Origin of the sequence: Streptacidiphilus jiangxiensis, from assembly GCF_900109465.1 — a bacterium.
Lineage (GTDB): Bacteria > Actinomycetota > Actinomycetes > Streptomycetales > Streptomycetaceae > Streptacidiphilus > Streptacidiphilus jiangxiensis.
The window spans coordinates 39,065-60,661 of the sequence record NZ_FOAZ01000029.1 but is presented as its reverse complement, the minus strand read 5'-3'; the positions used below and the strand labels follow the sequence as shown (position 1 = coordinate 60,661).

Here is a 21,597-nt window from a genome sequence, read left to right as displayed (position 1 = left end):
TACCGATGGGTGTCGGAGCGGTCAGGGATCAGTCCGAGGCGGAGCGTGCCTTCGCTGAACACCGCCGTCTGCTGCAGGGCGTCGCCTACCGTGTGCTCGGCAGTGTCGCCGATGCCGAGGACGTCGTGCAGGACGCCTGGTTGCGCTGGAGCCGCGTCGACGCGGCGACCGTCGACGACCCGGAGGGGTACCTCGTCCGGACCGCGACCCGGCTCGCGATCGACCGGTTGCGCAGTGCGCAGGTGCGGCGGGAGTCCTACGTCGGCCCGTGGCTGCCCGAGCCGATGCTGACCAGCCGTGACATCGCCGACGACGTGGCGTTGGCCGACTCGGTGTCGACGGCGATGCTGCTCGTCCTGGAGGCGCTGTCGCCGGTGGAGCGGGCCGTGTTCGTGCTGCGCGAGGCGTTCGGCTACAGCCACGCCGAGATCGCGGGGTTCGTCGGGCGCGAGGAGGCGACCGTGCGGCAGATCAGCAGCCGGGCCCGGAAGTCCGTCGAGGCGCGGCGGCATCGCTACGACACCGACCAGGCGACCAGGCAGCGGGCCACCGAGCGGTTCCTTGCCGCCAGCGTCGGGGGCGACCTCACGGCCCTCATGGAGGTGCTGGCACCGGATGTGGTGCTGGTCAGCGACGGTGGCGGCCTCGCCCCTGCGCCGCGCAAGGCCATCCACGGGCTGGAGCTGGTGGCGCGGGCACTCGCGACCTTCGCCGGACGGATGCCGGAGGATCCCCACGCCGAGGTGCTGCAGGTCAACGGTGGTCCCGGCGTCGTGGTGTTCTCCGGCGACACCCCCGTCGCGGCGATCACCGTGCACCTGGTCGACGGCCGGATCGAGGCGCTCCACCTGGTCAGTAATCCGGAGAAGCTGAGCGGGGTGACCGGCTGACCTCTGATGTGACGCGGGTCACATCAGAGGGTTGTCACGTTCCCGGTGCCCGTCTCGTCCGTGTGGCGAAGAACGGATGAGATCGCCCGAGGGAGCCAGCCATGTCGCACTCGACCACCACCGCCCCGCACCGCATCGTCGTCCTCGGTGCCGGCTACGCCGGTATGGCGGCAGCGGTCCGCGTCGCCCGCAGGACCCGCCGGCTCGGCGCCGAGGTCGTGCTGGTGAACCCGACCAGCCGCTTCGCCGAGCGGCTGCGGATGCACCAGACGGCGGCCGGGCAACAGCCGGCCGACCTCCGCATCCCGGAGCTCGTCGCCGGCTCCGGCGTCGAGTTCGTCCAGGGCTGGGCCACCGCGATCGACGCCGAACGGCAGGAGCTGACGCTCACCGCCCCCGAGGGTGTGCGCACCCTCGCCTATGACACGCTCGTCCACGCCCTCGGCAGCGCCACCGACACCGACGTCGTCCCCGGGATCGAGGAGCACGCGTTCACCCTCGACGGCCAGGACGCCGCCGAGCGACTGGCCGCCAGGCTCGCCGAGTTGGACGCCGCGGGCGGCGGCACGGTGACCGTCAGCGGCAGCGGGCTGACCGGCGTCGAGGCGGCGGCCGAGATCGCCGAGAGCCACCCCGCCCTGCGCGTCGTCCTGCTCGGCCGGGAGCGGCCCGGCTCGATGATGGGCCCGAAGGCCAGGGCCTACCTGGACGCCGCTCTCGTCCGGCTCGGCGTCGAGGTCCGCTCCGGCGTCGAGGTCACCAAGGTGCTGCCGGACGGAATCGAGCTCGCCGACGGCGAGCTCGTGCACAGCGACGCGAGCCTGTGGACCGCCGGGGTCCGGGTCTCCCGGCTTGCGGCCGAGGCCGGCATCGCCACCGACGAGCACGGGCGCGTGCTCACCGAGCCGAGCCTGCGCTCCACCTCGCACCCCGCCGTCTGGGCCGTCGGTGACGCGGCGGCCGTGCGCCAGTCCTACGGCGTCCTGCACGGCACCTGCCAGAGCGGCATCCCCACCGGCATGCACGTCGCCGACCAGATCGCCCGCGTCCTGCGCGGCGGCGCGCCGAAGCCCTTCCGCTTCGGCCACATCCACCAGCCGGTGAGCCTGGGCCGCCACGACGGCGTCATCCAGTTCACCCGTGGGGACGACACGCCGCGGGCGTTCTGCCTGACCGGCGCGCGGGCCGTCGCCTACAAGGAGTTCGTCAGCGGCAGCCCGGCGAAGACCTACCGGATGTCGGTCCGCTTCGACGTCCCGACCCGGATGATGTGGGCCCGCGGCGGTCGTCGCAACGGCCGGTAGCAGAGCGCGGCTCCGGCCGTCTCCCGGCGCGCGGTATCGATGCGCCGCGCCTAGCCTCGGAGCATGGGTGAGGTGTTCGCCGAGCGGCGTGAGCGTCTGCGGGCGCGTTGCAGTGGAGCCGGTGTCGACGCCGCTTTGGTGAGCGCACCGGCGAACGTGCGGTGGTTGACCGGGGTGCCCGGGGCGGCCGCGCTGCTGTTGGAGCGCGATCGCGCGGTGCTCGCGGTCGCGCATCCCTCGCGGGACCGGGAGCGTGACGACGCGCTGGAGGAGCTGGTGGTGCCGGTGGGGCAGGACCCCGCCGTCGCGATCGCGGCCGCCGCGCCCGCGGAGGCACTGTTGGGCGTGGAGGAGCACGACCTGACCGTCGCCCGGCACCGGGCCGTCGCGGAGGCTGCCGGCGGCCGGCTGCGGGACCTGCACCACTCCGTGGAGCAGCTCCGGGTGGTCAAGGACGAGCAGGAGCTCGCCAGCCTGCGGATCGCCGCGGAGATCGCGGACCAGGCGCTGGGCGAGCTGCTGGAGTCGATCCTGGTCGGCCGCAGCGAGCGACATTTGGCGATGGAGCTGGAGCGGCGGATGGTCGACCACGGCGCGGACGGTCCGGCCTTTCCGGTGCGGGTCGGCGCGGGGGACCACTCCGGCCGGGCCCGGCACCTGCCGGGGGACCGGCGGGTCGAGGAGGGCGACTTCCTGACCGTCTCGCTCGGTGCCTGCTACCGCGGCTACCGGGCCTCGGCCACCCGCACCTTCGTGGTCGGCCTGGCGCCCGCGGAGTGGCAGGTCGACCTGCATGCCGTGGTCTTCGCCGCGCAGCGCGCCGCGCGGGAGGCGTTGGCGGTCGGCTCCTCCCTGGACGACTGCGCCCGCGCGGCGAGGCGCGTGCTGGAGGCGCGCGGCTACCCGCCCGAGCTGGACGAGGGCGTGGGGCACGGCGTCGGCCTCGACGTGGAGGAGGAGCCACGCCCCGGGGCCTTGGAACCTTGGCCTGGGGAGTTCGGTAAGCTTGAGAACCGTGTGCCGGTCACTGTCGGACTGGGAGTAGCCCTCCCGGGTCGCGGCGGGGTCCGGATCGAGGACACGCTCGTCGTCCGTCCTTCCGAGGACGGAGGGCCCGAGCTGCTCACCATCACGACCAAGGAGCTCCTCGCCCTGTGATTCCGGGTCCTTTCAGGGACCGGGGCCGCGGGACACGCGACGTGGTTCTTTGACAACAGGCTGACAAGCGAAATCCAGAAGTTAGGGCGACTGTGGCTTCCACCAACGACCTCAAGAACGGCATGGTGCTCAAGCTCGACGACGACCAGCTGTTGTTCGTTGTCGAGTTCCAGCACGTGAAGCCCGGCAAGGGCCCGGCCTTCGTGCGCACCAAGCTCAAGCACGTGCTGTCCGGCAAGGTCGTCGACAAGACCTTCAACGCCGGCGTGAAGGTCGAGACGGCCAGCGTCGACAAGCGCACGATGCAGTTCTCGTACAAGGACGGCGAGCAGTTCGTGTTCATGGACATGGACACCTACGAGCAGACGCACGTCTCCCCGGAGGTCGTCGGCGACGCCTCCAAGTTCCTGCTGGAGGGCCTCGACGCGCTCGTCGCGGTCTACGAGGGCGCCCCGCTCTACATCGAGCTCCCGGCCGCCGTCGAGCTCATCGTCGAGTACACCGAGCCGGGCCTGCAGGGCGACCGCTCCACCGGTGGCACCAAGCCCGCGCGTCTGGAGACGGGCGCCGAGGTCGGCGTGCCGCTCTTCATCAACCAGGGCGAGAAGATCAAGGTCGACACCCGCACCGGCGACTACCTCGGCCGGGTGAACTCCTAACCGTGGCAACCGCGCGTAACAAGGCCCGGACCAAGGCCTTCCAGATCATCTTCGAGGCCGACCACCGGGGCGTCTCGCCGACGCTGGTCCTCGCCGAGTGGGTGGCGCGCGCCCGCACCGGGGAAGAGGGCGTGCCGCAGGTCCCGGAGTACACCAGGGACCTGGTGGAGGGCTACGGCCGCCACGCCGCCCGGATCGACGACCTGATCTCCACCTACGCGGTGGGCTGGACGCTCGACCGGATGCCGATCGTGGACCGCAACGTGATCCGGCTCGGCGCCTACGAGCTGATCTGGGAGGACTCGGTCCCGGACCCGGTGGTTCTGGACGAGTTCGTCGAGATGGCCAAGGACTTCTCGACGGACGAGTCCCCCTCCTTCGTCAACGGGCTGCTGGCCCGCCTGAAGGAGCTGAAGCCCTCGCTGCGGGCCGCCCGCGACTGAGCGGACCGGTGACGCAGTGACCGGCGTGACAGAGGCGCCCTGTGGCTCCCGTGAGGGAGTGGCAGGGCGCCTCTGTCGTCTGCGGTGCACTCACGTTGCGTGGTCGTTGCGCCATTCGAGGTGACGGATGGTGACGAGTCTGTGACACAGGGTGCGCATGGGGTGGTGGAGGCGGGGGAGGACGAGAAGCAGCGAACCACTCTCGCACCCCGTTCCACCGCACAGCCCGGAGGCTCCCATGGCCAAGCACGCCAAGCACGCTCGCCCGCGCAGCGCCCGCCCGGCGGTCTGCCAGTCGACCGTGCGCGTGGTCACTCCGCGCGACCGCCGCTGCGCCGCCCGGGCGGCCGAGCGACGCCGGCCCACCATGGTGGGCGTCGTCACCAACCGCGCGGACTTCGAGCGCCTGCAGGCGGACGGCAGCACGACCTACCGCGGCTACGGCGACTACCTGCGCGATGTCGAGGCGCTGCTGGACGGGCTCGGGCGGGACGGCGTCGAGGTGCGCGGGCGGGCCTTCTCGCCCGCCGACTTCGACGACTTCTGCGAGCGGGAGGGCATCTCCCGGGCCGACGGCGACAGCCACTTCGCCTACACCGCCGACCCCACCGCCGAGGAGGAGTGGGTCCGCTGGGAGGGGGAGCCGCTGGCGGAGTTCCTGCTGCGGGTCGACCGCGCCCACGAGCGCGGCCTGGTCCGCCGTCAGCTCGACCGGATGCTCGCGGAGACCGCGGAGGCCGCGGTGTCCGGCGAGTTCCCCGAGCCGCTGCTCCGGATCGCCTACGCCCGTGGCGCGGAGGCCCTGCGCGGCTTCCTGCTCGGCGCGGGCGAGGGCACGTTCACGGTGGTCTGCAGCCTGTTCGACGCCGATCTGCCGCTGGTCGCCTGGGCGGACCTGCGGCTGGAGCCGGGCGGGGTGATGCGCGTCGACGACGAGGACCTCGACCTGCTGTGCGAGGTCCTGTGCGTGGGGCACGCGCTGAACCGGCCCGGCATGCTCTCGCTCGGCGGCGTCTGCGCCGTCCGGGGCGAGGTCGGCTGGGAGTGGACCTTCGACGGGGAGAGCTTCCGGCGGGTGTGAGGGTCCGTCCTCGGGCCCGTCGGGGCGGTCACCCGCCGGTCGGTCCCTCGGCCAGCGTGTCCCTGAGGTATCCGGCCAGGTCCGGGGCGTCCGGGGCGAGCATTCGGCGCACCCAGGCGGTGCGCTCGTGAGCCAGTGCGGGCAGCTCCCACACGCACCCCGCGTAGGGCGCCCGGTTGACCACGAAGTGCGTCGGATCGTCGTCCGGGCAGCCGACGAACGGCTCCGCGGCGGCGGCCGTCCGCACCTCGACCACGTTGCCCCAGACCCAGGTGCAGACGCACAGGTACATCGCGCCGTTGCCGCCCTCGTGCAGCACCAGCCATCCGGCGGGCGGCAGTTCGTGGTCCGGCTCGGGCAGCATCGACTCGGCGGTCCGGTGGGCGGCCGCCACCACCTCGGGCGGGAGCGGACGGTCGGCCTCGCGGAGCACGTGGTAGGGCTTGAGCTGCCAGCCGGCGAGGGTCAGGGACGGGTGCACCCGCAGGTGCTTCTCCTTGAAGGGCATGCCTGGACCGTAGGGCGGACCGGCTGACACCCTGTGTCAGCCGGTCCTGAGGGGGAGGGAAATGCGTGCCAGCCGACTGATGTCGATCGTCCTGCTGCTGCAGAGCCGGGGCAGGCTCACCGCCCGGGAGCTGGCCCGGGAGCTGGAGGTGTCGGTCCGCACCGTCTACCGCGACGCGGAGGCGCTGTCGGCGTCGGGCGTCCCGATCTACGGGGAGGGCGGCAAGGACGGCGGCTACCGACTGGTCGACGGCTACCGCACCCGGCTCACCGGGCTGACCTCCTGCGAGGCCGAGTCGCTGTTCATGGTCCCCGAGCTCGGCCCGGCCGCCGAGCTCGGCTTCGGCTCCGCCGCTCTCACCGCCCGCCTGAAGCTCGCCGCCGCCCTGCCGGGCGCCCTGGGGGAGCACGCGGCGCGCATCGGCTCCCGGTTCCTGCTCGACACCTGGTCCTGGCAGCCCGAGGCCGAGGGCTCGGCGCGGCTACCGCTGCTCACCGAGGCGGTGAAGGAGCAGCACACGCTCCGGATCGGTGACGAGGTCGTCTCGCCGCAGGGCATCGTGCTGGAGGCGGGCCGCTGGTACCTCGTCGCCCACGACGGCACGGCCGTGCGGACGTTCGAGGTGAGCGGGCTGGCCGAGGCCACCCGCGCCGAGGTGCCCTTCCGTCACGTCGAGGGCTTCCGGCTGCGGCGCTACTGGGAAGGGCGGCCTCGGCCCTCGGCGAGCCGGTGACCCGTGGTCGCGTCGACGTGGTCGGGGACCTCCTCGTGGCGGTCGCCGACGGTCGAGGTGCCCGTGGGTTCGAGCAACAGGATCGACGCGTGGTCAGGGGCCGACGGCTTGTGTTCGGTACCGCGCGGGACGGTGAAGACGCTCCCCTTGGGCAGTCGCACCGTCCGCTCGCCGGCCGGCTCGCGCAGGGAGATGAACAGCTCCCCGTCCAGTACGAGGAAGAACTCGTCGGTGTCGTCGTGGACGTGCCACAGGTGCTCGCCCGCGACCTTGGCGACGCGCACGTCGTAGTCGTTGACCGTGGTGACGATGCGCGGGCTCCACAGCGCCTCGAAGGAGGCGAGGGCGTCGGCGAGGGCGATCGGCTGGCTGCTCATGACGTCGATCCTCGCCCTTGGGCGGGGAGGGCGGGAGTGCTAGGAATCGCATATGTCGCATGAATCCTCGCAGCCCCCGGTCGCCCGCCCGCACCGGGTCGTGGTCATCGTGGACGAGAACTCCAACCCCTTCGAACTCGGCTGCGCCATCGAGGTCTTCGGCCTGCCCCGGCCCGAGCTGGGCCGCGAGCTCTACGACTTCCGGCTCTGCTCGCCCGAGCCGCGCACGCTGATGCGCGACGGCTTCTACACCCTGACGGGGGTGGCGGACCTGGACGCGGCGGAGGAGGCGGACACGCTGATCGTGCCCAATCGCCCCGACATCGAGGTCCCGCGCCGTCCCGCCCTCCTCGACGCGGTGCGCCGCGCGCACGGGCGCGGCGCACGGCTGGTCGGCTTCTGCAGCGGCGCCTTCACGCTCGCGGAGGCGGGCGTCCTCGACGGCCGCCGGGCCACCGCGCACTGGCGCTGGGCGGAGGCCTTCCGCGCCCGGTTCCCGGCGGTGCGTCTGGAGGAGGACGTCCTCTTCGTCGACGACGGCGACATCCTCACCTCCGCGGGCAGTGCGGCGGCACTCGACCTCGGCCTCTACCTCGTCCGCCGCGACCACGGCGCGGAGGTGGTCAACGCGGTCAGCCGCCGCCTGGTCTTCGCCGCACACCGTGAGGGCGGCCAGCGCCAGTTCATCGAGCGCCCGGTCCCGCGCGTTGCCGAGGACTCCCTCGCCCGAGTCCTGGCCTGGGCCCAGGCCAGGCTGGACCAAGCCCTGACGGTCGACGACCTCGCCGCGGTGGCCACCGTGAGCGCGGCCACGCTCCACCGCCGCTTCCGTACCCAGCTGGGCACGACACCCCTCGCTTGGCTCACCTCCGAACGCGTCGCCCTCGCCTGCCGCCTGATCGAACGCGGCGAACCCAGCCTCGAGCTCGTCGCCCACCGTTGCGGCATCGGCACGGCCGCGCACCTGCGCACTCTGATGCGCCGGCACACGGGCCTGTCGCCGAGCGAGTACCGGCGCAGGTTCAGCAGCTGAGACGAACCGCCGATCACCCCTCCAGCCGGGTCGGAAGAGGCTCGTCCGCGGGAGGTAGCGGAGCGCCAATGCCGTGTGACATAGTACTGAACGTGCCCAGAACCCCTCACTACGACGTAGTCGTCATCGGCGCCGGAATGATCGGTGCGGCCTGTGCGTACGCCCTCGCGGAGCGGGGGCTCCAGGTGGCCGTGGTCGATCGGGGCCCGGTCGTCGGGGGGACGACCGGTGCCGGGGAGGGGAACCTGCTGGTCTCCGACAAGCTGCCCGGGCCCGAGCTGGAGCTCGCGACGGAGAGCCAGCGGCTGTGGCGGGAGCTCGCGGAGACCCTCGGCGCGGACGCGCTGGAGTACGAGCCCAAGGGCGGGCTCGTCGTCGCCAAGGATGTCCAGTCCCTGAGTGCCCTCCAGGGGCTGGCCGCGCGTCAGCGGGAGGCCGGCGTCGACGCCGTGGACGTCCCCGCCGATGCGCTCGGGGAGCTGGAGCCCCACCTCGCTCCAGCACTGGCCGGGGGTGTCCTCTACCCGCAGGACGCCCAGGTGCAGCCCGCCCTCGCGGCAGCGACCCTGCTGCGACGGGCGCGGGACACCGGCCGTGTCGAGCTGTTCACCAGAGCCACCGTGACCGCCCTGTCCAAGGGTCGCGTGGAGACGGACGCGCTCGGAACGCTGCACTGCCACGCGGTGGTCAACGCCGCCGGAACCTGGGGCGGCGAGATCGCCGCCCTCGCGGGGGCGCACCTGCCGATCCTGCCGCGCCGCGGCTTCGTGCTGGTCACCGAGCCGCTGCCGCCGCTGGTGCGGCACAAGGTCTACGCGGCCGACTACGTCGCCGACGTGGCCAGCGGCTCGGCCGACCTGCAGAGCTCCGGCGTCGTGGAGGGAACGGCCGCCGGACCGGTGCTGATCGGCGCCAGCCGCGAGCGGGTCGGCTTCGACCGGAGCCTCTCGGTGCCGGTACTGGCACGGCTCGCCGCGCAGGCGGCCGAGCTCTTCCCCGCGCTCCGCGACGTGCGGGTGATGCGCGCCTACCGTGGATTCCGTCCCTACCTGCCCGACCACCTGCCCGCGATCGGCCCCGACCCGCGGCAGCCCTGGCTGTTCCAGGCCTGCGGCCACGAGGGCGCGGGCATCGGCCTCGCGCCCGCCACCGGGCTGCTCGTCTCCCAACTCGTCGACGGCGGGAAACCGTTCCTCGACCCCACCCCCTTCGACCCCGCACGTTTCCTTCAGGAGCAGCCGTGAGGCGCAATCCGCTCGACCTGGTCCGGGCCCGGCCCGAGCCCGGCTTCGAGTTCAGCTTCGACGGCGAGCCCGTCCCCGCCCTGCCCGGACAGACCGTGGCCGCCGCCCTGTGGCAGGCGGACCGCCTGGCCTGGCGCCGCACCCGCGTCGGGGACCGACCACGCGGCGCGTTCTGCGGGATGGGCGCCTGCTACGACTGCCTGGTCGAGCTCGACGGCGTCCCCAACGTCCGCGCCTGCCTGGCGCCGGTGACGCCGGGCGCCGAGGTCCGCACGCAGAGAGGGGACGGCCATGACGAACTCGCCTGAGGCCGATCCGGGTCACGAATCCGACTACGACCTCGCCGTGATCGGCGCCGGGCCCGCCGGCCTTGCGGGCGCGGCAGCCGCGGCCGAACGCGGCCTGCGCGTCGCGCTCCTGGACGCCGCGCCGCAGCCCGGCGGCCAGTTCTACCGGCAGCCCGCCGCCGAACTGCACGCCGCCCGGCCGGAGGCGCTGCACCACCACTGGGCCGAGTTCCAAGGGCTCCTCGCCCGCGTCGACGCGTCGGCCGCACGGCTCACCCGGCTGCAGGACCACCATGTCTGGTCGGTGGCGGGGGAGTCGGGCGCCTGGAGCGTCCGGGCCCTGACCGGGCCGGACCAGCGACAGGCCCGCTCGCTGACCGCACGTCGGATCCTGTTCGCCACCGGCGCCCACGAACGGCAGCTGCCGTTCCCCGGCTGGACCCTCCCCGGGGTCGTCGCCGCGGGCGGCGCCCAGGCCATGCTGAAGGCCGGGCTCGTCCTGCCGGGCCGACGCGTCGTGGTCGCCGGGAGCGGCCCGCTGCTGCTCGCGGTCGCGTCCTCGCTGGTCAAGGCGGGAGCGACGGTCCCGCTGGTGGCGGAGGCCGCCGGCTACCTCGGCTACGCCCGTGGCGCCCACGTCCTCGCCGCCAACCCCGGCAAGCTCGTCGAGGGCGCCCAGCACGGCACCGTCCTGCTGCGGCACGGTGTCCGGCTGCGCCCGCGCACCGCCGTCGTTGCCGCCCACGGCACCGAGCGCGTCGAGGCCGTCACCCTCGCCCGGCTCGACGCAGACTGGCGCCCCCTGCCCGGCACCGAGCGGCGCGTCGCCTGCGACGCCGTCGCCGTCGGACACGGACTGGTGCCGCAGCTGGAGCTGCCGCTCGAACTCGGCTGCAAGACCCGCAGGCTGCCCGACGGCAGCGCCGCCCTCGTCGTCGACGCCGCGCAGCGCACCACCGTCCCCGGTCTGTGGGCCGCGGGCGAGAGCACGGGCGTCGGCGGCGTCCAACTCGCCATCGTCGAAGGGGAGCTGGCCGGACGCGCCGCCGCGGGCGAGACCGACGCGCCGACCGCGCTGCTGCGGCAGCGCACCCGCCTGCGTGCCTTCGCCGACCTGATGGCCGAGCGACACGCCCCCGGTCCGGGCTGGCCCGACTGGGTCGACGACACCACCGAGATCTGCCGCTGCGAGGAGGTGACGGCACGCCAGATCAGGGACGCCGTCACCGAACTCGGCGCCGGCGACCAGCGCACCGTCAAACTCCTCACCCGCGCGGGCATGGGCTGGTGCCAGGCCCGCATGTGCGGGCCCGCCGTGGCCCGGCTCTGCGGAGCCACCGACGACGGCGCGCCCACCCGCCCCCTGTCCACCCCTGTTCCCCTCGGCCTGCTGGCCGAGTCCACCGCACCATCCTCACAAGGAGCTCCCCGATGACCGCCGCCGACGTCACCACCCCTGACCGCCAGGCTCCCTGGCACGGCATCATGGTCGCCACCGCACTGCCGTTCCACGAGGACGGCTCGGTCGACTACGACGCCTACGCCCAGCACGTCGCGTGGCTCATCGAGAACGGCTGCGACGGTGTCGTCCCCAACGGCTCCCTCGGCGAGTACCAGACCCTCACCGAGGCCGAGCGCGCCCAGGTCGTCAAGGTGGCCGTCGAGGCCGCGGGCGACGGCAGCCGCGTCATGGCCGGCACCGCGGCGTACGGCTCCGCCGACGCGCGCCGCTGGGCCGAGCAGGCCGCGGAGGCCGGCTGCGGCTCCGTGCTGCAGCTCCCCCCGAACGCGTTCCGCGCCGACCGCGACGCGGTGCTGGCGCACTACGCGGAGGTCGCGAAGGCGGGCCTGCCCGTCGTCGCCTACAACAACCCCTACGACACCCGCGTCGACCTGCTCCCGCCGCTCCTGGCCGAGCTGCACGCGGCCGGGCACATCGTCGCCGTCAAGGAGTTCAGCGGCGACGTGCGCCGCGCCTACGAGATCGCCGAGCTGGCCCCCGGCCTGGACCTGCTGATCGGCGCGGACGACGTCCTGCTGGAGCTGGCCCTCGCCGGCGCGGTCGGCTGGATCGCCGGCTACCCCAACGCCCTCCCGCGCGCCTGCGCGGAGCTGTACCGCTCCGCGGTGGCCGGCGACGTCGCCGCGGCACTGCCCCGCTACAAGCAGCTGCACGCGCTGCTGCGCTGGGACTCCAAGACCGAGTTCGTCCAGGCCATCAAGCTCTCCATGGACCTCGCCGGCCGCAAGGGCGGCGCCTGCCGCGCCCCGCGCACGGCGCTGACCGGCGACACACTGCGCGCCGTGACGCTGGCCACGGAGAAGGCGCTGGCTGAAGGCCTGCGGTAACCATGGAGGGGCGCGGGGAACTGCGCGAGAAACCACCGGCGTGCGGATGGCCCTGCGCGTTCGGGGACCCACCACGCAGGGTGGCTTGTCGCGCAGTTCCCCGCGCCCCTGGAGGAACAACTGACTCTCAGGGGGCAAAGCTGATGAAGACCCGTCACATCTACCACGCCGTCGACTCCCACACCGAAGGCATGCCCACCCGGGTGATCACCGGAGGGGTCGGCGTCATTCCCGGTGCCACCATGGCCGAGCGCCGGGTGTACTTCATGGAGCACCTGGACGACCTGCGCACGCTGCTGATGTACGAACCCCGCGGCCACGCCGCGATGAGCGGGGCGATCCTGCAGCCCCCGACGCGGCCCGACGCCGACTACGGGGTGCTGTTCATCGAGGTGTCCGGGCTCCTGCCCATGTGCGGGCACGGCACCATCGGTGTCGCCACCGTGCTGGTCGAGACCGGGATGGTGCCGGTCGTGGAGCCGGTCACCACCGTTCGGCTGGACACGCCGGCCGGGCTGGTCAGCGTCGACGTCGCCGTCGAGGACGGCTCGGCCACCGCGGTGACGCTCACCAACGTGCCGGCCTTCTGCGAGCGGCTGGACGCCAAGGTCCACGTGCCGGGCTACGGGGAGATCCGGTACGACCTCGCCTTCGGCGGCAACTTCTACGCCATCGTCGACCTCGACGACTACCGTCTGCCGTTCGACCGCGAGCGGGCCACCAAGGAGCAGATCCTCAAGGCCGGGCTGGCCACCATGGCCGCGATCAACGCCGCGGACGAGCCCGTGCACCCCGCGGACGACCGTATGCACGGCGTGCACCACGTGTACTTCGCCGCGCCCGGCTCGACCGCCGCGCACTCGCGGCACGCCATGGCCATCCACCCGGGCTGGTTCGACCGCTCGCCCTGCGGCACCGGCACGTCCGCGCGGATGGCCCAGCTGCACGCGCGCGGCGAGCTCGCGCTCGGCGCGGACTTCGTCAACGAGTCCTACATCGGGACCCGGTTCGTCGGACGGCTGGTCGAGGAGACCTCCGTGGCCGGACGCCCTGCCGTCGTGCCGACGGTGACCGGGCGGGCCTGGATCACCGGGACCGCGCAGTACTTCCTCGACCCGACCGACCCGTTCCCCAAGGGGTTCCTGCTGTGAGGGAGCCCGCTGTGATCACGGTCGAGAGTGTCGACTGCGTCGACTACCACACCGCCGGGGAGCCGTTCCGGATCGTGCCGTCCGGCACGGTCCCGATCCCCGGCGACACCGTCGCCGAGCGGCGGGCGATCGCCGTGCAGGCGGACGGGACGCCGCGCGACACCGCCATGGAGACGGTCCGCCGACTGCTCTGCCACGAGCCGCGTGGCCACGCGGACATGTACGGCGGCTTCGTCGTGCCGCCGGACGACGACGGCGCGCACCTGGGCGTGCTGTTCTGGCACAAGGACGGCTACTCCACCGCCTGCGGCCACGGCACCATCGCGCTGGGCGCGTGGGTCGTCGACAGCGGCCTGGTGGCCGCGCCCGAGGACGGGGAGACGACCGTCCGCATCGACGTCCCGTCCGGGCGCGTCGCGGCCCGCGTGCGGCGCCGCGGAGGGCGGACGGAGTCGGTGACGTTCCGCAACGTGCCCGCGCGGGCGAGCGGACTGGGCGTCGAGGTGAAGACGGCGGACTTCGGTGTCGTCACCCTCGACCTGGCGCACGCCGGTGCCTGTTACGCGGTCCTGCCGGCGGAGCGACTCGGCCTCGCCCCGACGCCCGAGGCGCTGCCCGACCTGATCCGCGCCGGACGCCAGATCCGCGCCGCGCTGGCCGGCCACCCGGCCACGCGCGAGCCGCGTGACCCGCGCCTGTCCGGCGTCTACGGGGTGCTGCTGCACCAGCAGGAGCCGGCACCGGACGGCTTCGCGCTCGCCCTGCGCAGTGTCACCGTCTTCGCCGACGGCCAGGTCGACCGCTCGCCCTGCGGGTCGGGCACCTCGGCGCTGCTCGCGGTGCTGACCGAACGCGGCCGGCTGCCGGTGGGGGAGCGGCTGCACCACCGGTCGGTCATTGACAGCGTCTTCACCGCGCGGGTGGCGGAGACCGTCGGTGCGGGCTTCGTCACCGAGATCACCGGCACCGCGCACCGCACCGGCTCCCACCGCTTCGAGCTGGACCCGCGGGACGCGCTCGGCACGGGGTTCGTGCTGCGGTGATCCCCGGATTCCAGGTGCTCGACGCCGACGCCGTCGCCGCCCGGCTCACCCCGGCGGCGGCGGTCTCGGCCCTGGAGGCCGCCCTGCGCGGCGGCCTCGACCCCGGCGCGTCCGCACCGCGCGCCCGCGTCCCCGTCCCGGGCGGGGAACTGCTGCTGATGCCCGCGCACGACGACCGCTACGCGGTCGTCAAGATCGCGGGTGTGGCCCCGGAGAACCCCGCGCAGGGCCTGCCGACCATCACCGGCGGCGTGCTGCTCCTCGACGCACGGACGCTGATGCCGCTGGCCCTGATGGACGCCCCCGCGCTGACGGAGCTGCGCACCGCCGCGGTCTCCGCGCTCGCGGCCGGCCGCCTCGCTCCTGCGGACCCCCACCACCTGGTCCTCTTCGGCGCGGGCCCGCAGGCGCGCGCGCACCTGCGCGCGCTGGCCGCCGTCCTGCCGTCCCTGCGGCGGGTCACCGTCGTGACGCGCTCGCCGGGCCGCGCGGCCGAGTTGATCGCCCTCGCGGAGCGGTCGGGTCTGGTCTGCGAGGTGGGCGACGCGAAGCTCGTCACCGAGGCGGACGTGGTCTGCTGCTGCACGACCGCTCGCGCCCCGCTGTTCGACGGCGCGGCCGTCCGCGACGGCGCGCTCGTCATCGCGGTGGGCGCGCACGAACCCACGGCGCGCGAGGTCGACGCCACGCTGGTCGCCCGCGCGGCGGTGGCGGTCGAACACCGGCCCACGGCACTACGGGAAGCCGGCGAGCTCGCCGGCCTGCACGCGGGCGACCTCGCCGCAGACCTCGCCGAACTGGTCCGCGCGGGCCTCCCGATGACGGACGACCGCCCGGCGCTGTTCAAGAGCGTCGGCATGGCCTGGCAGGACCTGGTGGTAGCGGGAGCCGTTTACGACGGAGGGTGACGGACGGCGATCGCCGGGCCTCGGACCGGTTTGGGCGAGTCCGGCTGCACGACGTCCGGCACGGCTGCGCCACGCTGCATGTCGACGCGCCGGGCTGCGAGGGCGGCGGTGTCAGACCGGTCCAGCATCATCTGCTCATGCTGATTGCGACCACCGGGCGCGGCCATAAGGTGAAGCGACCGTCGAAGCCCGCCATCGGGACGATGCTGGCGAACCTCCAGTGCAACAACCCGCACCTGATCCTTGAACGGGTGGACGAGGAGCAGCCTGACGGTGACTGGTACGTCCAGGTCCGGCAGACGGTCTCGCAGGAGAAGGTCCTCGGGGCGCTGCTCGGCTGGGCCGCCGCAAAGCCGGGCTGGAGCGACGGCTTCATGTGGAACAACATCGGCGCCTGGTTCGAGCACCCGCCGGCGGAGAAGCATGGCTGAGCCACGCGACCTGAAAGCCGGGGATGTGGTCCGGGTGATCGGCGGCCCGTTTGTGGGCGACACGGGCCCTGTTCACTCTGTCGACCAGGAGCGTGGGCGGGCTTGCGTGCTGGTGCCCATCTTTGGCGACACGACCACCGTCGAACTGCCGCTGTCCGACGTCGAACGGGTCGGCTGAGTCCGTTGGCGTCACTCACTACCGTCAAACGCCCCGGACCATGATCGGTCCGGGGCGTTTGCGCAGGTGCCCCATGCAGGATTCGAACTGTGACACCGGCTTCGCGAGCGGCCTTCGACCCTGAGCCTCCATGCCCGCCTCCGGGAACCCCGCGCCTCGCGCCCCTGGGGTCACTGCAAGCCGGCGGCCCGGCACGCGCTCGCGTACGGAAGCGTACAGATCTGGCCGACCGTGTAGAGCCCGTCCGCGACGACCGTCTGGCGGATGTTGGCCTTCGTCAGCAGCACCGGCGTCAGCAGGTCCGCGTGGACCGCGTCGCCGGATGCGCTGATCGTCATCGCCGCCGCCAGCGAGCCGATGTCGTGGCCCTGGAGGAGGTCGACGGCGAGTTCCGCCGCGGCCTCGGCCTCCGGCTTGTACGCCTTGTAGACGGTGTAGGACTGTGTGCCCGCCACGATCCGCTGGACGGCGTCCAGTTGCGCGTCCTGGCCGCCGATCGGGGTGCCGGTGAGGCCGGCGGTGCGCAGGGCGTTGACGATGCCCGCGGCCATGCCGTCGTTCGCGGAGTAGACGCCGGCGATGTTCCTCGCGCCGAGCTGGTTGATCGCGGCGGTCATCTTCTGGGCGGCGACGTCGGGCTTCCAGAGGCCGGAGGCGTCGTAGGCGATGTTGACCTTGCCCTGCACCGCCGCGAGGAAGCCCCGTTCGAAGGAGACGGAGTTGGGGTCGGCCGCGTCGCCGTCGATCTCCACGACCTTCGCGTCCGGCGTGGCCTTGTCGCCCATGGCGTCGAGCAGGCCCTGGCCCTGGAGTTCGCCGACCTTCTCGTTGTCGAAGGAGACGTAGGCGTCGACCGGGCCCTGCGCCAGGCGGTCGTAGGCGACGACCTTGACGCCCCTCGCCTTCGCCTCCTCGATGGAGGACTTGATCTGCGCGGAGTCCTGGGCGTCGACGACCAGGACCGACGCGCCGGCGTTGACCATCGTCCGCAGCTGCTGGGCCTGGATCTGCGCGCTGCCGCCGGCGTTGGCGTAGCGGACCGTGACGTTCGGGGCCAGGGCCTTGACCTTGGCCTCGAACAGCGGGCGGTCGAACTGCTCGTAGCGCGTGGCGGTGTCCTCCGGCAGGAGCAGGCCGATGATCTGCGGGCCTGCGCCTGCGCCTGCGACGGCCGACGCACTGCCGCCACCCGCGCCCCCGGCGCTTCCGCATGCGGCGAGGCCGAGACCGAGGACGACGGTCAGCGCCGATAGGGCGGCCGGGGTGCGTTTCATGCTGACGGAGTCAACCGGCGCGCCTCCGTCTCGTCAAGAAGTGAAGACAAACCCGTTACCACACGGACATCTTCGTTCACGCTCGAAAGGTCGTCAGATCTGACCCGCCACCATGTCCATCAGCCTGCCGAGCACGCGCTCGCCGTCGACGCGGACGCCGTCGTGCTCCCACTCGTTGGTGACCCACGTCCGGACCGAGCCGACCTCGGCGGCCGTGCGCAGGGAGAGCTGGGCGTCGACGTACATGTCGTCGAAGTAGACCGCCGCCGCGACCGGTACCCGGTTGGCCGCCAGACGGTCCCGGTCGTACAGGGCGGGCCAGTCCGCGCGGTCCGCGAGCAGCTGCGCCGCCTCGGCGAACGGGCGCAGGGCGGTGACGTCCTCGAACATCCAGGGCAGGATCATCTCGCCGGTCAGCAGCAGCGGGTCCGCGTCCTCGGCGAACTGCGGCAGCGAGTCCAGGACGCGCTGCGCGGCCCAGGCCGTCGGCCCCGACCCTGGCTGCCCGTAGATCGACTCGTGCAGCACCCCGAACAGGGGGTTGGCGACGAAGCCGGTCAGCTGGGCCACCTCGCTCAGGAACACGTCCGTCGGCGCGCCGTCGGCGTCCAGCGCCTCGTCCAGCAGCCAGTGCAGGCGCTCGAAGCCGGCGCCCATGCCCAGCTCCAGGCCGAGGAAGCGCAGCCGCCGCACCGTCAGCAGGTCGCCGTCCGGCAGCCGCGCGGGCTCCTTGGCCAGGCGCTGCGCGAGGCGTCGCAGAACGTCCTGGTCGCCGGGGTAGCGCGCGGCGAACGCAGCGTTCTTGGCCGCCACGCGGGGCGCGGTCGCGCGGTAGACGTCCTCTGCGGTGGCGTCCAGACCCGGCAGGCCGCCGGTCACGTAGCAGCCGGTGAGCCCCTCCGGGGCCTGTGACAGGTACGTCAGCGTCAGGAACCCGCCGTAGCTCTGCCCGAGCGTCTCCCAGGGCCGGCCCCCCGCGACCGCGTGCCGCAGCGCCTCGGCGTCGGCGACGATCGCGTCCGCGCGGAAGCAGGCGAGGTGGTCGGCGAAGGCCTCCGCGGAGGGGAAGCGCGCCGCGGTCCGCCCGGTCACGGGCGTGCTGCGCCCGGTGCCGCGCTGGTCCATCAGCAGCACGCGGTGCGTCCGCAGGGCGCGGCGCAGCCAGCTCGGGTTCCCGGCGGTCGGCCGCGGCGCCTTCCCGCCGGGGCCGCCCTGCAGGTACAGCAGCCACGGCAGGTCCTGGTCCACGCGTGCGGGATCGACGACCTCCCGCGCGAACACCTCGATGGTCCCCCGCCCGGGGTCCGCGTGGTCGAGGGGCACGGCGAGGGTGTGGTCGGTGACGACGAGACCGGGGAGGCGGTAGTTCATCGGTGGTGCCGGTTCCGTTCTGATAGAGGGCTCGTTGCACTATTTAGGGGCGCGGGGAACTGCGCGACAAGCCACCCACGCAGGTAGAGCCCCGAACGAGCAGGGCCGTCCGCATCTCAGTGGCTTGTCGCGCAGTTCCCCGCGCCCCTGGGGTGTTGCACCTATCCCTCTTCGGGAAAGTGGCACGCCGTGAGGTGGCCGTCGCCCGCGTCGACGAGGGTCGGCCGCTCCTGCGCGCAGATCGCGGCAGCCTTGGGGCACCGCGTGCGGAAGCGACAGCCCGAGGGCGGATCCAGCGGGCTCGGGACGTCGCCCGTAAGGGGTACGCGCGCCGCCGCCGCGTCGGCCGCCCTGCGGGGATCCGGCTCGGGGACCGCCGACAGCAGCGCGCGCGTGTACGGGTGGCGCGGGGAGTCGTACAGCTGCTCGCGCGTGCCGGACTCCACCACCGCGCCCAGGTACATGACCATGACCCGCTGCGAGAAGTGCCGGACGACCGCCAGGTCGTGCGCGATGAAGACGAACGCGATGCCCCGCTCCCGCTGGAGCCGCTGCATCAGGTTGACCACCTGGGCCTGGATGGAGACGTCCAGCGCGGAGACGGGCTCGTCGGCGACGATGACGTCCGGCTCGAGGGCCAGCGCCCGCGCGATGCCGATGCGCTGGCGCTGGCCACCGGAGAACTCGTGCGGGAAGCGGTTCGCATGCTCGGGGTTGAGGCCGACGGTCTCCAGCAGCTCCTGGACCCGGGCGGCCCGGCCGCTCGGTGGGGTGATGCCGTGGACCTCGAGCGGGGTGGAGATGATGGCGCCCACGGTCTGCCGGGGGTTCAGCGAGGCGTAGGGGTCCTGGAAGACCATCTGGATCCGCGAGCGGATCGGCGCCAGGCGGCGGCGGGAGGCGTGGGTGATGTCCTGGCCGGCGAAGGTCAGCCGGCCCTCGCTCGGCTCCAGCAGTCGGGTCAGCAGCCGGCCCATCGTGGACTTCCCGCAACCGGACTCGCCCACGACGCCGAGGCTCTCGCCCGCGCGCACGGTCAGGTCCACTCCGTCCACCGCGCGCAGCAGCGCGCGCCTGCGGCCGGCGCCGCGGACGGGGAAGTCCTTGGTCAGGCCGACGGCCTCCAGCAGCGGCGGCGTGTCGGTCGTCGTCGTGGTCATCGGGAGGTCTCCAACTGATCGGTCGGGTCGGAGGCGAGGAGCGGGAAGTGGCAGGCGGCCAACCTGCCACCGACGCCTACGAGTTGCGGGCGGTCCTCGCTGCATCGGTCCTGCGCGTGGTCGCAGCGGGGGCGGAACGCGCAGCCGGGCGGCAGGCCGCCCAGCAGCGCGGGCGGGTTGCCGCGCACGGGTGTCAGCGGCACGTCCACGTCGCCGTGCAGGCGGGGAACCGAGGACAGCAGGCCTGCGGTGTAAGGATGCTGGGGTTCCGTCAGCACCTGCTCCACGCTGCCCTGTTCGACGCAGCGTCCGGCGTACATCACCAGGGCGTCGTTCGCGTTCCCGGCGACGACGCCCAGGTCGTGGGTGATCAGGATGATCGCGGTGCCGAACTCCCGCTGCAGGTCGCCGAGCAGGTCGAGGATCTGCGCCTGGACGGTGACGTCCAACGCGGTGGTCGGCTCGTCCGCGATCAGCAGCTCCGGGTCGCAGACCAGCGCGCAGGCGATCATCGCACGTTGGCGCATGCCGCCGGAGAACTGGTGCGGGTAGTCCTCGGCGCGCCGGGCCGGGGAGGGGATCCCGACGCGGCCGAGGAGTTCGACGGCGCGGTCCTTGGCCGCGCGCCGGTTCGCGCCGGTGTGCCGGCGGAAGCTCTCGGCGATCTGCTCGCCGACGGTGTAGTAGGGCGAGAGCGCGGTGAGCGCGTCCTGGAAGACCATCGCCATCCGGCTGCCGCGCAGACCGCGCAGGGTGCCCTCGTCGGCGCCGACCAGCTCCTGACCGTCCAGCTTGATGCTGCCGGTCAGCGTGGTGCGGGCCGGGTCGTGCAGGCCCAGGACGGCGAGGCTGGTGACGGACTTGCCGGAGCCCGACTCGCCGACGATGGCGAGGGTGCGGCCGCGCTCCAGTTCGAAGGAGAGTCCGTCCACGGCCTGCACCGGTCCGTCCTCGGTGCGGAACCGGACGCCGAGGTCGGTGACGGTCAGGAAGGTGTCGGTCATGCTGGTCCCTTTCGGACTGGTCCCGCTCAAGACGTGCGCACCCGGGGGTCGATGAGGGCGTAGCAGGCATCGACGGCGATGCTGGCGAACACCATCGCGGTGGAGGCGACCAGGACCGTGCCCATCATCATCGGCAGGTCCTGAGCCGCCACCGAGTCCACCGCGAGGCGGCCGATGCCCGGGATGTTGAAGGTGGTCTCGGTGATGAGCGCGCCGCCGAGGAACATGCCCATGTCGATGCCGAACATGGTGAGCACCGGAGTCATCGCGCCGCGGAAGGCGTGCTTGAGGTAGACGGCCCTGGCGCTCAGGCCCTTGGCGCGCACGGCCCGGACGTACTCCTCGCTCAGGTTCTCCAGCATCGTGGAGCGGGTGAACCGGGCGTAGGTGGCCGCGTTGACCACGGCCAGGGTGACCCAGGGGAGGATCATGCCGCCCGCCCACTGCAGCGGGTCGCTGGTCAGCGGGGTGTAGTCGGGGCGTGGCAGCCAGCCGAGCTGGTCCACCAGCACGTAGCGGGCGATGATCCCGAAGAAGTAGATCTGGAAGGAGGCCCCGATCAGGGCCAGGCCCATCGAGGCCTTGTCGAGCGGCTTGCCGCGGCGCAGCGCCGCGATCAGGCCGAGGCCCACGCCCATCGTCAGCACCAGCGCGCCGGCGCCGAACGCCACCGAGAGGGTGGCGGGCAGCCGGTCCAGCAGCGTCTGCAGTACCGGCTGCTGGTTGACGAAGGAGTAGCCGAGGCAGGGCGCCGGGCAGTGCTGCCCGGCGCCGAAGTCACGGCCGGCGAAGACGCCGACCAGGAAGTGCCAGTACTGCACCGGCACGGGGCTGTCGACCCCGAGGTTGTGCTGGATCGCCGCCAGCGTCTCCGGCGTGCACTGCTTCCCGCAGGAGAGCAGGGCCGGGTCGGGGGTGACGGCGAAGAACAGCAGGAAGGTCGCAGCGCTGATCACCAGGAGGATCAGTGCCGCGCCCAGCAGACGGCGGGTCAGGAAGCGCAGCACGGCA

The 21,597-nt window shown here is 73.1% G+C and carries 24 protein-coding genes; 17 read left to right on the top strand and 7 right to left on the bottom strand.

What is annotated here, in order from left to right:
- The first annotated feature begins 5 nt into the window (after positions 1-5).
- The 6 genes from BMY61_RS37490 (at position 6) to BMY61_RS37465 (ending at position 5,535) form a co-directional block, all read left to right on the top strand.
- Positions 6-890 (top strand): RNA polymerase sigma-70 factor, encoded by an 885-nt coding sequence (locus BMY61_RS37490; protein WP_042453124.1) that lies wholly within the window; start codon positions 6-8, stop codon positions 888-890.
- A gap of 101 nt (positions 891-991) precedes the next feature.
- Positions 992-2,194: an NAD(P)/FAD-dependent oxidoreductase gene (locus tag BMY61_RS37485; protein WP_042453126.1), complete on the top strand. Its 1,203-nt coding sequence runs from the start codon at positions 992-994 to the stop codon at positions 2,192-2,194.
- A 63-nt stretch (positions 2,195-2,257) separates the two neighbouring features.
- Entirely contained in the window at positions 2,258-3,352 is a 1,095-nt protein-coding gene (locus BMY61_RS37480; protein ID WP_075004213.1) for a M24 family metallopeptidase, read from the top strand.
- Positions 3,353-3,444: 92 nt separating this feature from the next.
- Positions 3,445-4,011 carry an elongation factor P gene (gene efp, locus BMY61_RS37475; RefSeq protein WP_075004212.1) on the top strand — a complete coding sequence of 189 codons (567 nt, stop codon included), beginning with the start codon at positions 3,445-3,447 and terminating at the stop codon, positions 4,009-4,011.
- A gap of 2 nt (positions 4,012-4,013) precedes the next feature.
- On the top strand, positions 4,014-4,454 hold the full coding sequence (gene nusB / locus BMY61_RS37470) for a transcription antitermination factor NusB (protein WP_042453131.1): 441 nt from the start codon (positions 4,014-4,016) through the stop codon (positions 4,452-4,454).
- A 238-nt stretch (positions 4,455-4,692) separates the two neighbouring features.
- Positions 4,693-5,535, top strand: coding sequence for a hypothetical protein (locus tag BMY61_RS37465; RefSeq protein WP_042453134.1), 843 nt, complete (start codon positions 4,693-4,695; stop codon positions 5,533-5,535).
- A 28-nt stretch (positions 5,536-5,563) separates the two neighbouring features.
- Here BMY61_RS37465 and BMY61_RS37460 read toward each other — a convergent pair whose 3' ends face one another.
- Positions 5,564-6,043: a hypothetical protein gene (locus BMY61_RS37460; RefSeq protein ID WP_042453137.1), complete on the bottom strand. Its 480-nt coding sequence runs from the start codon at positions 6,041-6,043 to the stop codon at positions 5,564-5,566.
- Positions 6,044-6,104: 61 nt separating this feature from the next.
- Between BMY61_RS37460 and BMY61_RS37455 the strand changes: the two genes are divergently transcribed.
- Positions 6,105-6,776 (top strand): helix-turn-helix transcriptional regulator, encoded by a 672-nt coding sequence (locus BMY61_RS37455; RefSeq protein WP_052439046.1) that lies wholly within the window; start codon positions 6,105-6,107, stop codon positions 6,774-6,776.
- Here BMY61_RS37455 and BMY61_RS37450 read toward each other — a convergent pair.
- On the bottom strand, positions 6,737-7,153 hold the full coding sequence (locus BMY61_RS37450) for a cupin domain-containing protein (RefSeq protein ID WP_042453141.1): 417 nt from the start codon (positions 7,151-7,153) through the stop codon (positions 6,737-6,739). The genes BMY61_RS37455 and BMY61_RS37450 overlap by 40 nt on opposite strands.
- Positions 7,154-7,205: 52 nt before the next feature.
- On the opposite strand from BMY61_RS37450, the gene BMY61_RS37445 reads away from it, so the two are divergent.
- The 10 genes from BMY61_RS37445 (at position 7,206) to BMY61_RS37400 (ending at position 15,777) form a co-directional block, all read left to right on the top strand.
- A complete protein-coding gene (locus BMY61_RS37445) occupies positions 7,206-8,186 on the top strand; it encodes a GlxA family transcriptional regulator (protein WP_042453143.1) in 981 nt (326 codons plus the stop codon).
- A gap of 68 nt (positions 8,187-8,254) precedes the next feature.
- Positions 8,255-9,430: an NAD(P)/FAD-dependent oxidoreductase gene (locus BMY61_RS37440; RefSeq protein ID WP_042453146.1), complete on the top strand. Its 1,176-nt coding sequence runs from the start codon at positions 8,255-8,257 to the stop codon at positions 9,428-9,430.
- Positions 9,427-9,738, top strand: coding sequence for a (2Fe-2S)-binding protein (locus tag BMY61_RS37435; RefSeq protein ID WP_042453149.1), 312 nt, complete (start codon positions 9,427-9,429; stop codon positions 9,736-9,738). Before BMY61_RS37440 ends, BMY61_RS37435 begins: the two co-directional genes overlap by 4 nt.
- On the top strand, positions 9,722-11,152 hold the full coding sequence (locus BMY61_RS37430) for an FAD/NAD(P)-dependent oxidoreductase (protein WP_042453152.1): 1,431 nt from the start codon (positions 9,722-9,724) through the stop codon (positions 11,150-11,152). The genes BMY61_RS37435 and BMY61_RS37430 overlap by 17 nt, the downstream gene beginning before the upstream one ends.
- Positions 11,149-12,066, top strand: coding sequence for a dihydrodipicolinate synthase family protein (locus tag BMY61_RS37425; RefSeq protein WP_042453155.1), 918 nt, complete (start codon positions 11,149-11,151; stop codon positions 12,064-12,066). The genes BMY61_RS37430 and BMY61_RS37425 overlap by 4 nt, the downstream gene beginning before the upstream one ends.
- Before the next feature lie 143 nt (positions 12,067-12,209).
- The gene (locus BMY61_RS37420) at positions 12,210-13,217 is read left to right on the top strand and encodes a proline racemase family protein (protein ID WP_042453159.1); all 1,008 of its coding nucleotides are present in this window, start codon (positions 12,210-12,212) and stop codon (positions 13,215-13,217) included.
- 11 nt (positions 13,218-13,228) lie between these two features.
- Positions 13,229-14,260, top strand: a complete 1,032-nt coding sequence (locus tag BMY61_RS37415; protein ID WP_042453162.1) for a proline racemase family protein — start codon at positions 13,229-13,231, stop codon at positions 14,258-14,260.
- On the top strand, positions 14,257-15,168 hold the full coding sequence (locus BMY61_RS37410) for an ornithine cyclodeaminase family protein (protein ID WP_236656311.1): 912 nt from the start codon (positions 14,257-14,259) through the stop codon (positions 15,166-15,168). Before BMY61_RS37415 ends, BMY61_RS37410 begins: the two co-directional genes overlap by 4 nt.
- Positions 15,165-15,599 (top strand): hypothetical protein, encoded by a 435-nt coding sequence (locus tag BMY61_RS48120; RefSeq protein WP_052439047.1) that lies wholly within the window; start codon positions 15,165-15,167, stop codon positions 15,597-15,599. The genes BMY61_RS37410 and BMY61_RS48120 overlap by 4 nt, the downstream gene beginning before the upstream one ends.
- Positions 15,592-15,777, top strand: a complete 186-nt coding sequence (locus BMY61_RS37400) for a KOW motif-containing protein (protein WP_052439048.1) — start codon at positions 15,592-15,594, stop codon at positions 15,775-15,777. The genes BMY61_RS48120 and BMY61_RS37400 overlap by 8 nt, the downstream gene beginning before the upstream one ends.
- 170 nt (positions 15,778-15,947) lie before the next feature.
- On the opposite strand, the gene BMY61_RS37395 is transcribed toward BMY61_RS37400, so the two are convergent.
- From BMY61_RS37395 to BMY61_RS37375, 5 genes are all read right to left on the bottom strand, one after another.
- The gene (locus BMY61_RS37395) at positions 15,948-17,051 is read right to left on the bottom strand and encodes a sugar ABC transporter substrate-binding protein (RefSeq protein ID WP_042453165.1); all 1,104 of its coding nucleotides are present in this window, start codon (positions 17,049-17,051) and stop codon (positions 15,948-15,950) included.
- Positions 17,052-17,144: 93 nt separating this feature from the next.
- The gene (locus BMY61_RS37390; protein ID WP_042453168.1) at positions 17,145-18,422 is read right to left on the bottom strand and encodes an alpha/beta fold hydrolase; all 1,278 of its coding nucleotides are present in this window, start codon (positions 18,420-18,422) and stop codon (positions 17,145-17,147) included.
- 161 nt (positions 18,423-18,583) lie between these two features.
- Positions 18,584-19,582, bottom strand: coding sequence for an ABC transporter ATP-binding protein (locus tag BMY61_RS37385; RefSeq protein ID WP_042453170.1), 999 nt, complete (start codon positions 19,580-19,582; stop codon positions 18,584-18,586).
- On the bottom strand, positions 19,579-20,586 hold the full coding sequence (locus tag BMY61_RS37380) for an ABC transporter ATP-binding protein (RefSeq protein WP_042453174.1): 1,008 nt from the start codon (positions 20,584-20,586) through the stop codon (positions 19,579-19,581). The genes BMY61_RS37385 and BMY61_RS37380 overlap by 4 nt, the downstream gene beginning before the upstream one ends.
- Positions 20,587-20,612: 26 nt before the next feature.
- On the bottom strand, positions 20,613-21,593 hold the full coding sequence (locus tag BMY61_RS37375) for an ABC transporter permease (RefSeq protein WP_042453176.1): 981 nt from the start codon (positions 21,591-21,593) through the stop codon (positions 20,613-20,615).
- Positions 21,594-21,597 lie beyond the last annotated feature (4 nt).

Excerpts from the sequence above, each read along its gene's own strand:
- BMY61_RS37490 (WP_042453124.1), top strand. The coding sequence starts at position 6 with ATGGGTGTCGGAGCGGTCAGGGATCAGTCCGAGGCGGAGCGTGCCTTC.
- BMY61_RS37485 (WP_042453126.1), top strand. The coding sequence starts at position 992 with ATGTCGCACTCGACCACCACCGCCCCGCACCGCATCGTCGTCCTCGGT.
- BMY61_RS37480 (WP_075004213.1), top strand. The coding sequence starts at position 2,258 with ATGGGTGAGGTGTTCGCCGAGCGGCGTGAGCGTCTGCGGGCGCGTTGC.
- BMY61_RS37465 (WP_042453134.1), top strand. The coding sequence starts at position 4,693 with ATGGCCAAGCACGCCAAGCACGCTCGCCCGCGCAGCGCCCGCCCGGCG.
- BMY61_RS37460 (WP_042453137.1), bottom strand. The coding sequence starts at position 6,043 with ATGCCCTTCAAGGAGAAGCACCTGCGGGTGCACCCGTCCCTGACCCTC.
- BMY61_RS37455 (WP_052439046.1), top strand. The coding sequence starts at position 6,105 with ATGCGTGCCAGCCGACTGATGTCGATCGTCCTGCTGCTGCAGAGCCGG.
- BMY61_RS37450 (WP_042453141.1), bottom strand. The coding sequence starts at position 7,153 with ATGAGCAGCCAGCCGATCGCCCTCGCCGACGCCCTCGCCTCCTTCGAG.
- BMY61_RS37445 (WP_042453143.1), top strand. The coding sequence starts at position 7,206 with ATGTCGCATGAATCCTCGCAGCCCCCGGTCGCCCGCCCGCACCGGGTC.
- BMY61_RS37440 (WP_042453146.1), top strand. The coding sequence starts at position 8,255 with ATGCCGTGTGACATAGTACTGAACGTGCCCAGAACCCCTCACTACGAC.
- BMY61_RS37430 (WP_042453152.1), top strand. The coding sequence starts at position 9,722 with ATGACGAACTCGCCTGAGGCCGATCCGGGTCACGAATCCGACTACGAC.
- BMY61_RS37425 (WP_042453155.1), top strand. The coding sequence starts at position 11,149 with ATGACCGCCGCCGACGTCACCACCCCTGACCGCCAGGCTCCCTGGCAC.
- BMY61_RS37420 (WP_042453159.1), top strand. The coding sequence starts at position 12,210 with ATGAAGACCCGTCACATCTACCACGCCGTCGACTCCCACACCGAAGGC.
- BMY61_RS37400 (WP_052439048.1), top strand. The coding sequence starts at position 15,592 with ATGGCTGAGCCACGCGACCTGAAAGCCGGGGATGTGGTCCGGGTGATC.
- BMY61_RS37395 (WP_042453165.1), bottom strand. The coding sequence starts at position 17,051 with ATGAAACGCACCCCGGCCGCCCTATCGGCGCTGACCGTCGTCCTCGGT.
- BMY61_RS37390 (WP_042453168.1), bottom strand. The coding sequence starts at position 18,422 with ATGAACTACCGCCTCCCCGGTCTCGTCGTCACCGACCACACCCTCGCC.
- BMY61_RS37385 (WP_042453170.1), bottom strand. The coding sequence starts at position 19,582 with ATGACCACGACGACGACCGACACGCCGCCGCTGCTGGAGGCCGTCGGC.
- BMY61_RS37380 (WP_042453174.1), bottom strand. The coding sequence starts at position 20,586 with ATGACCGACACCTTCCTGACCGTCACCGACCTCGGCGTCCGGTTCCGC.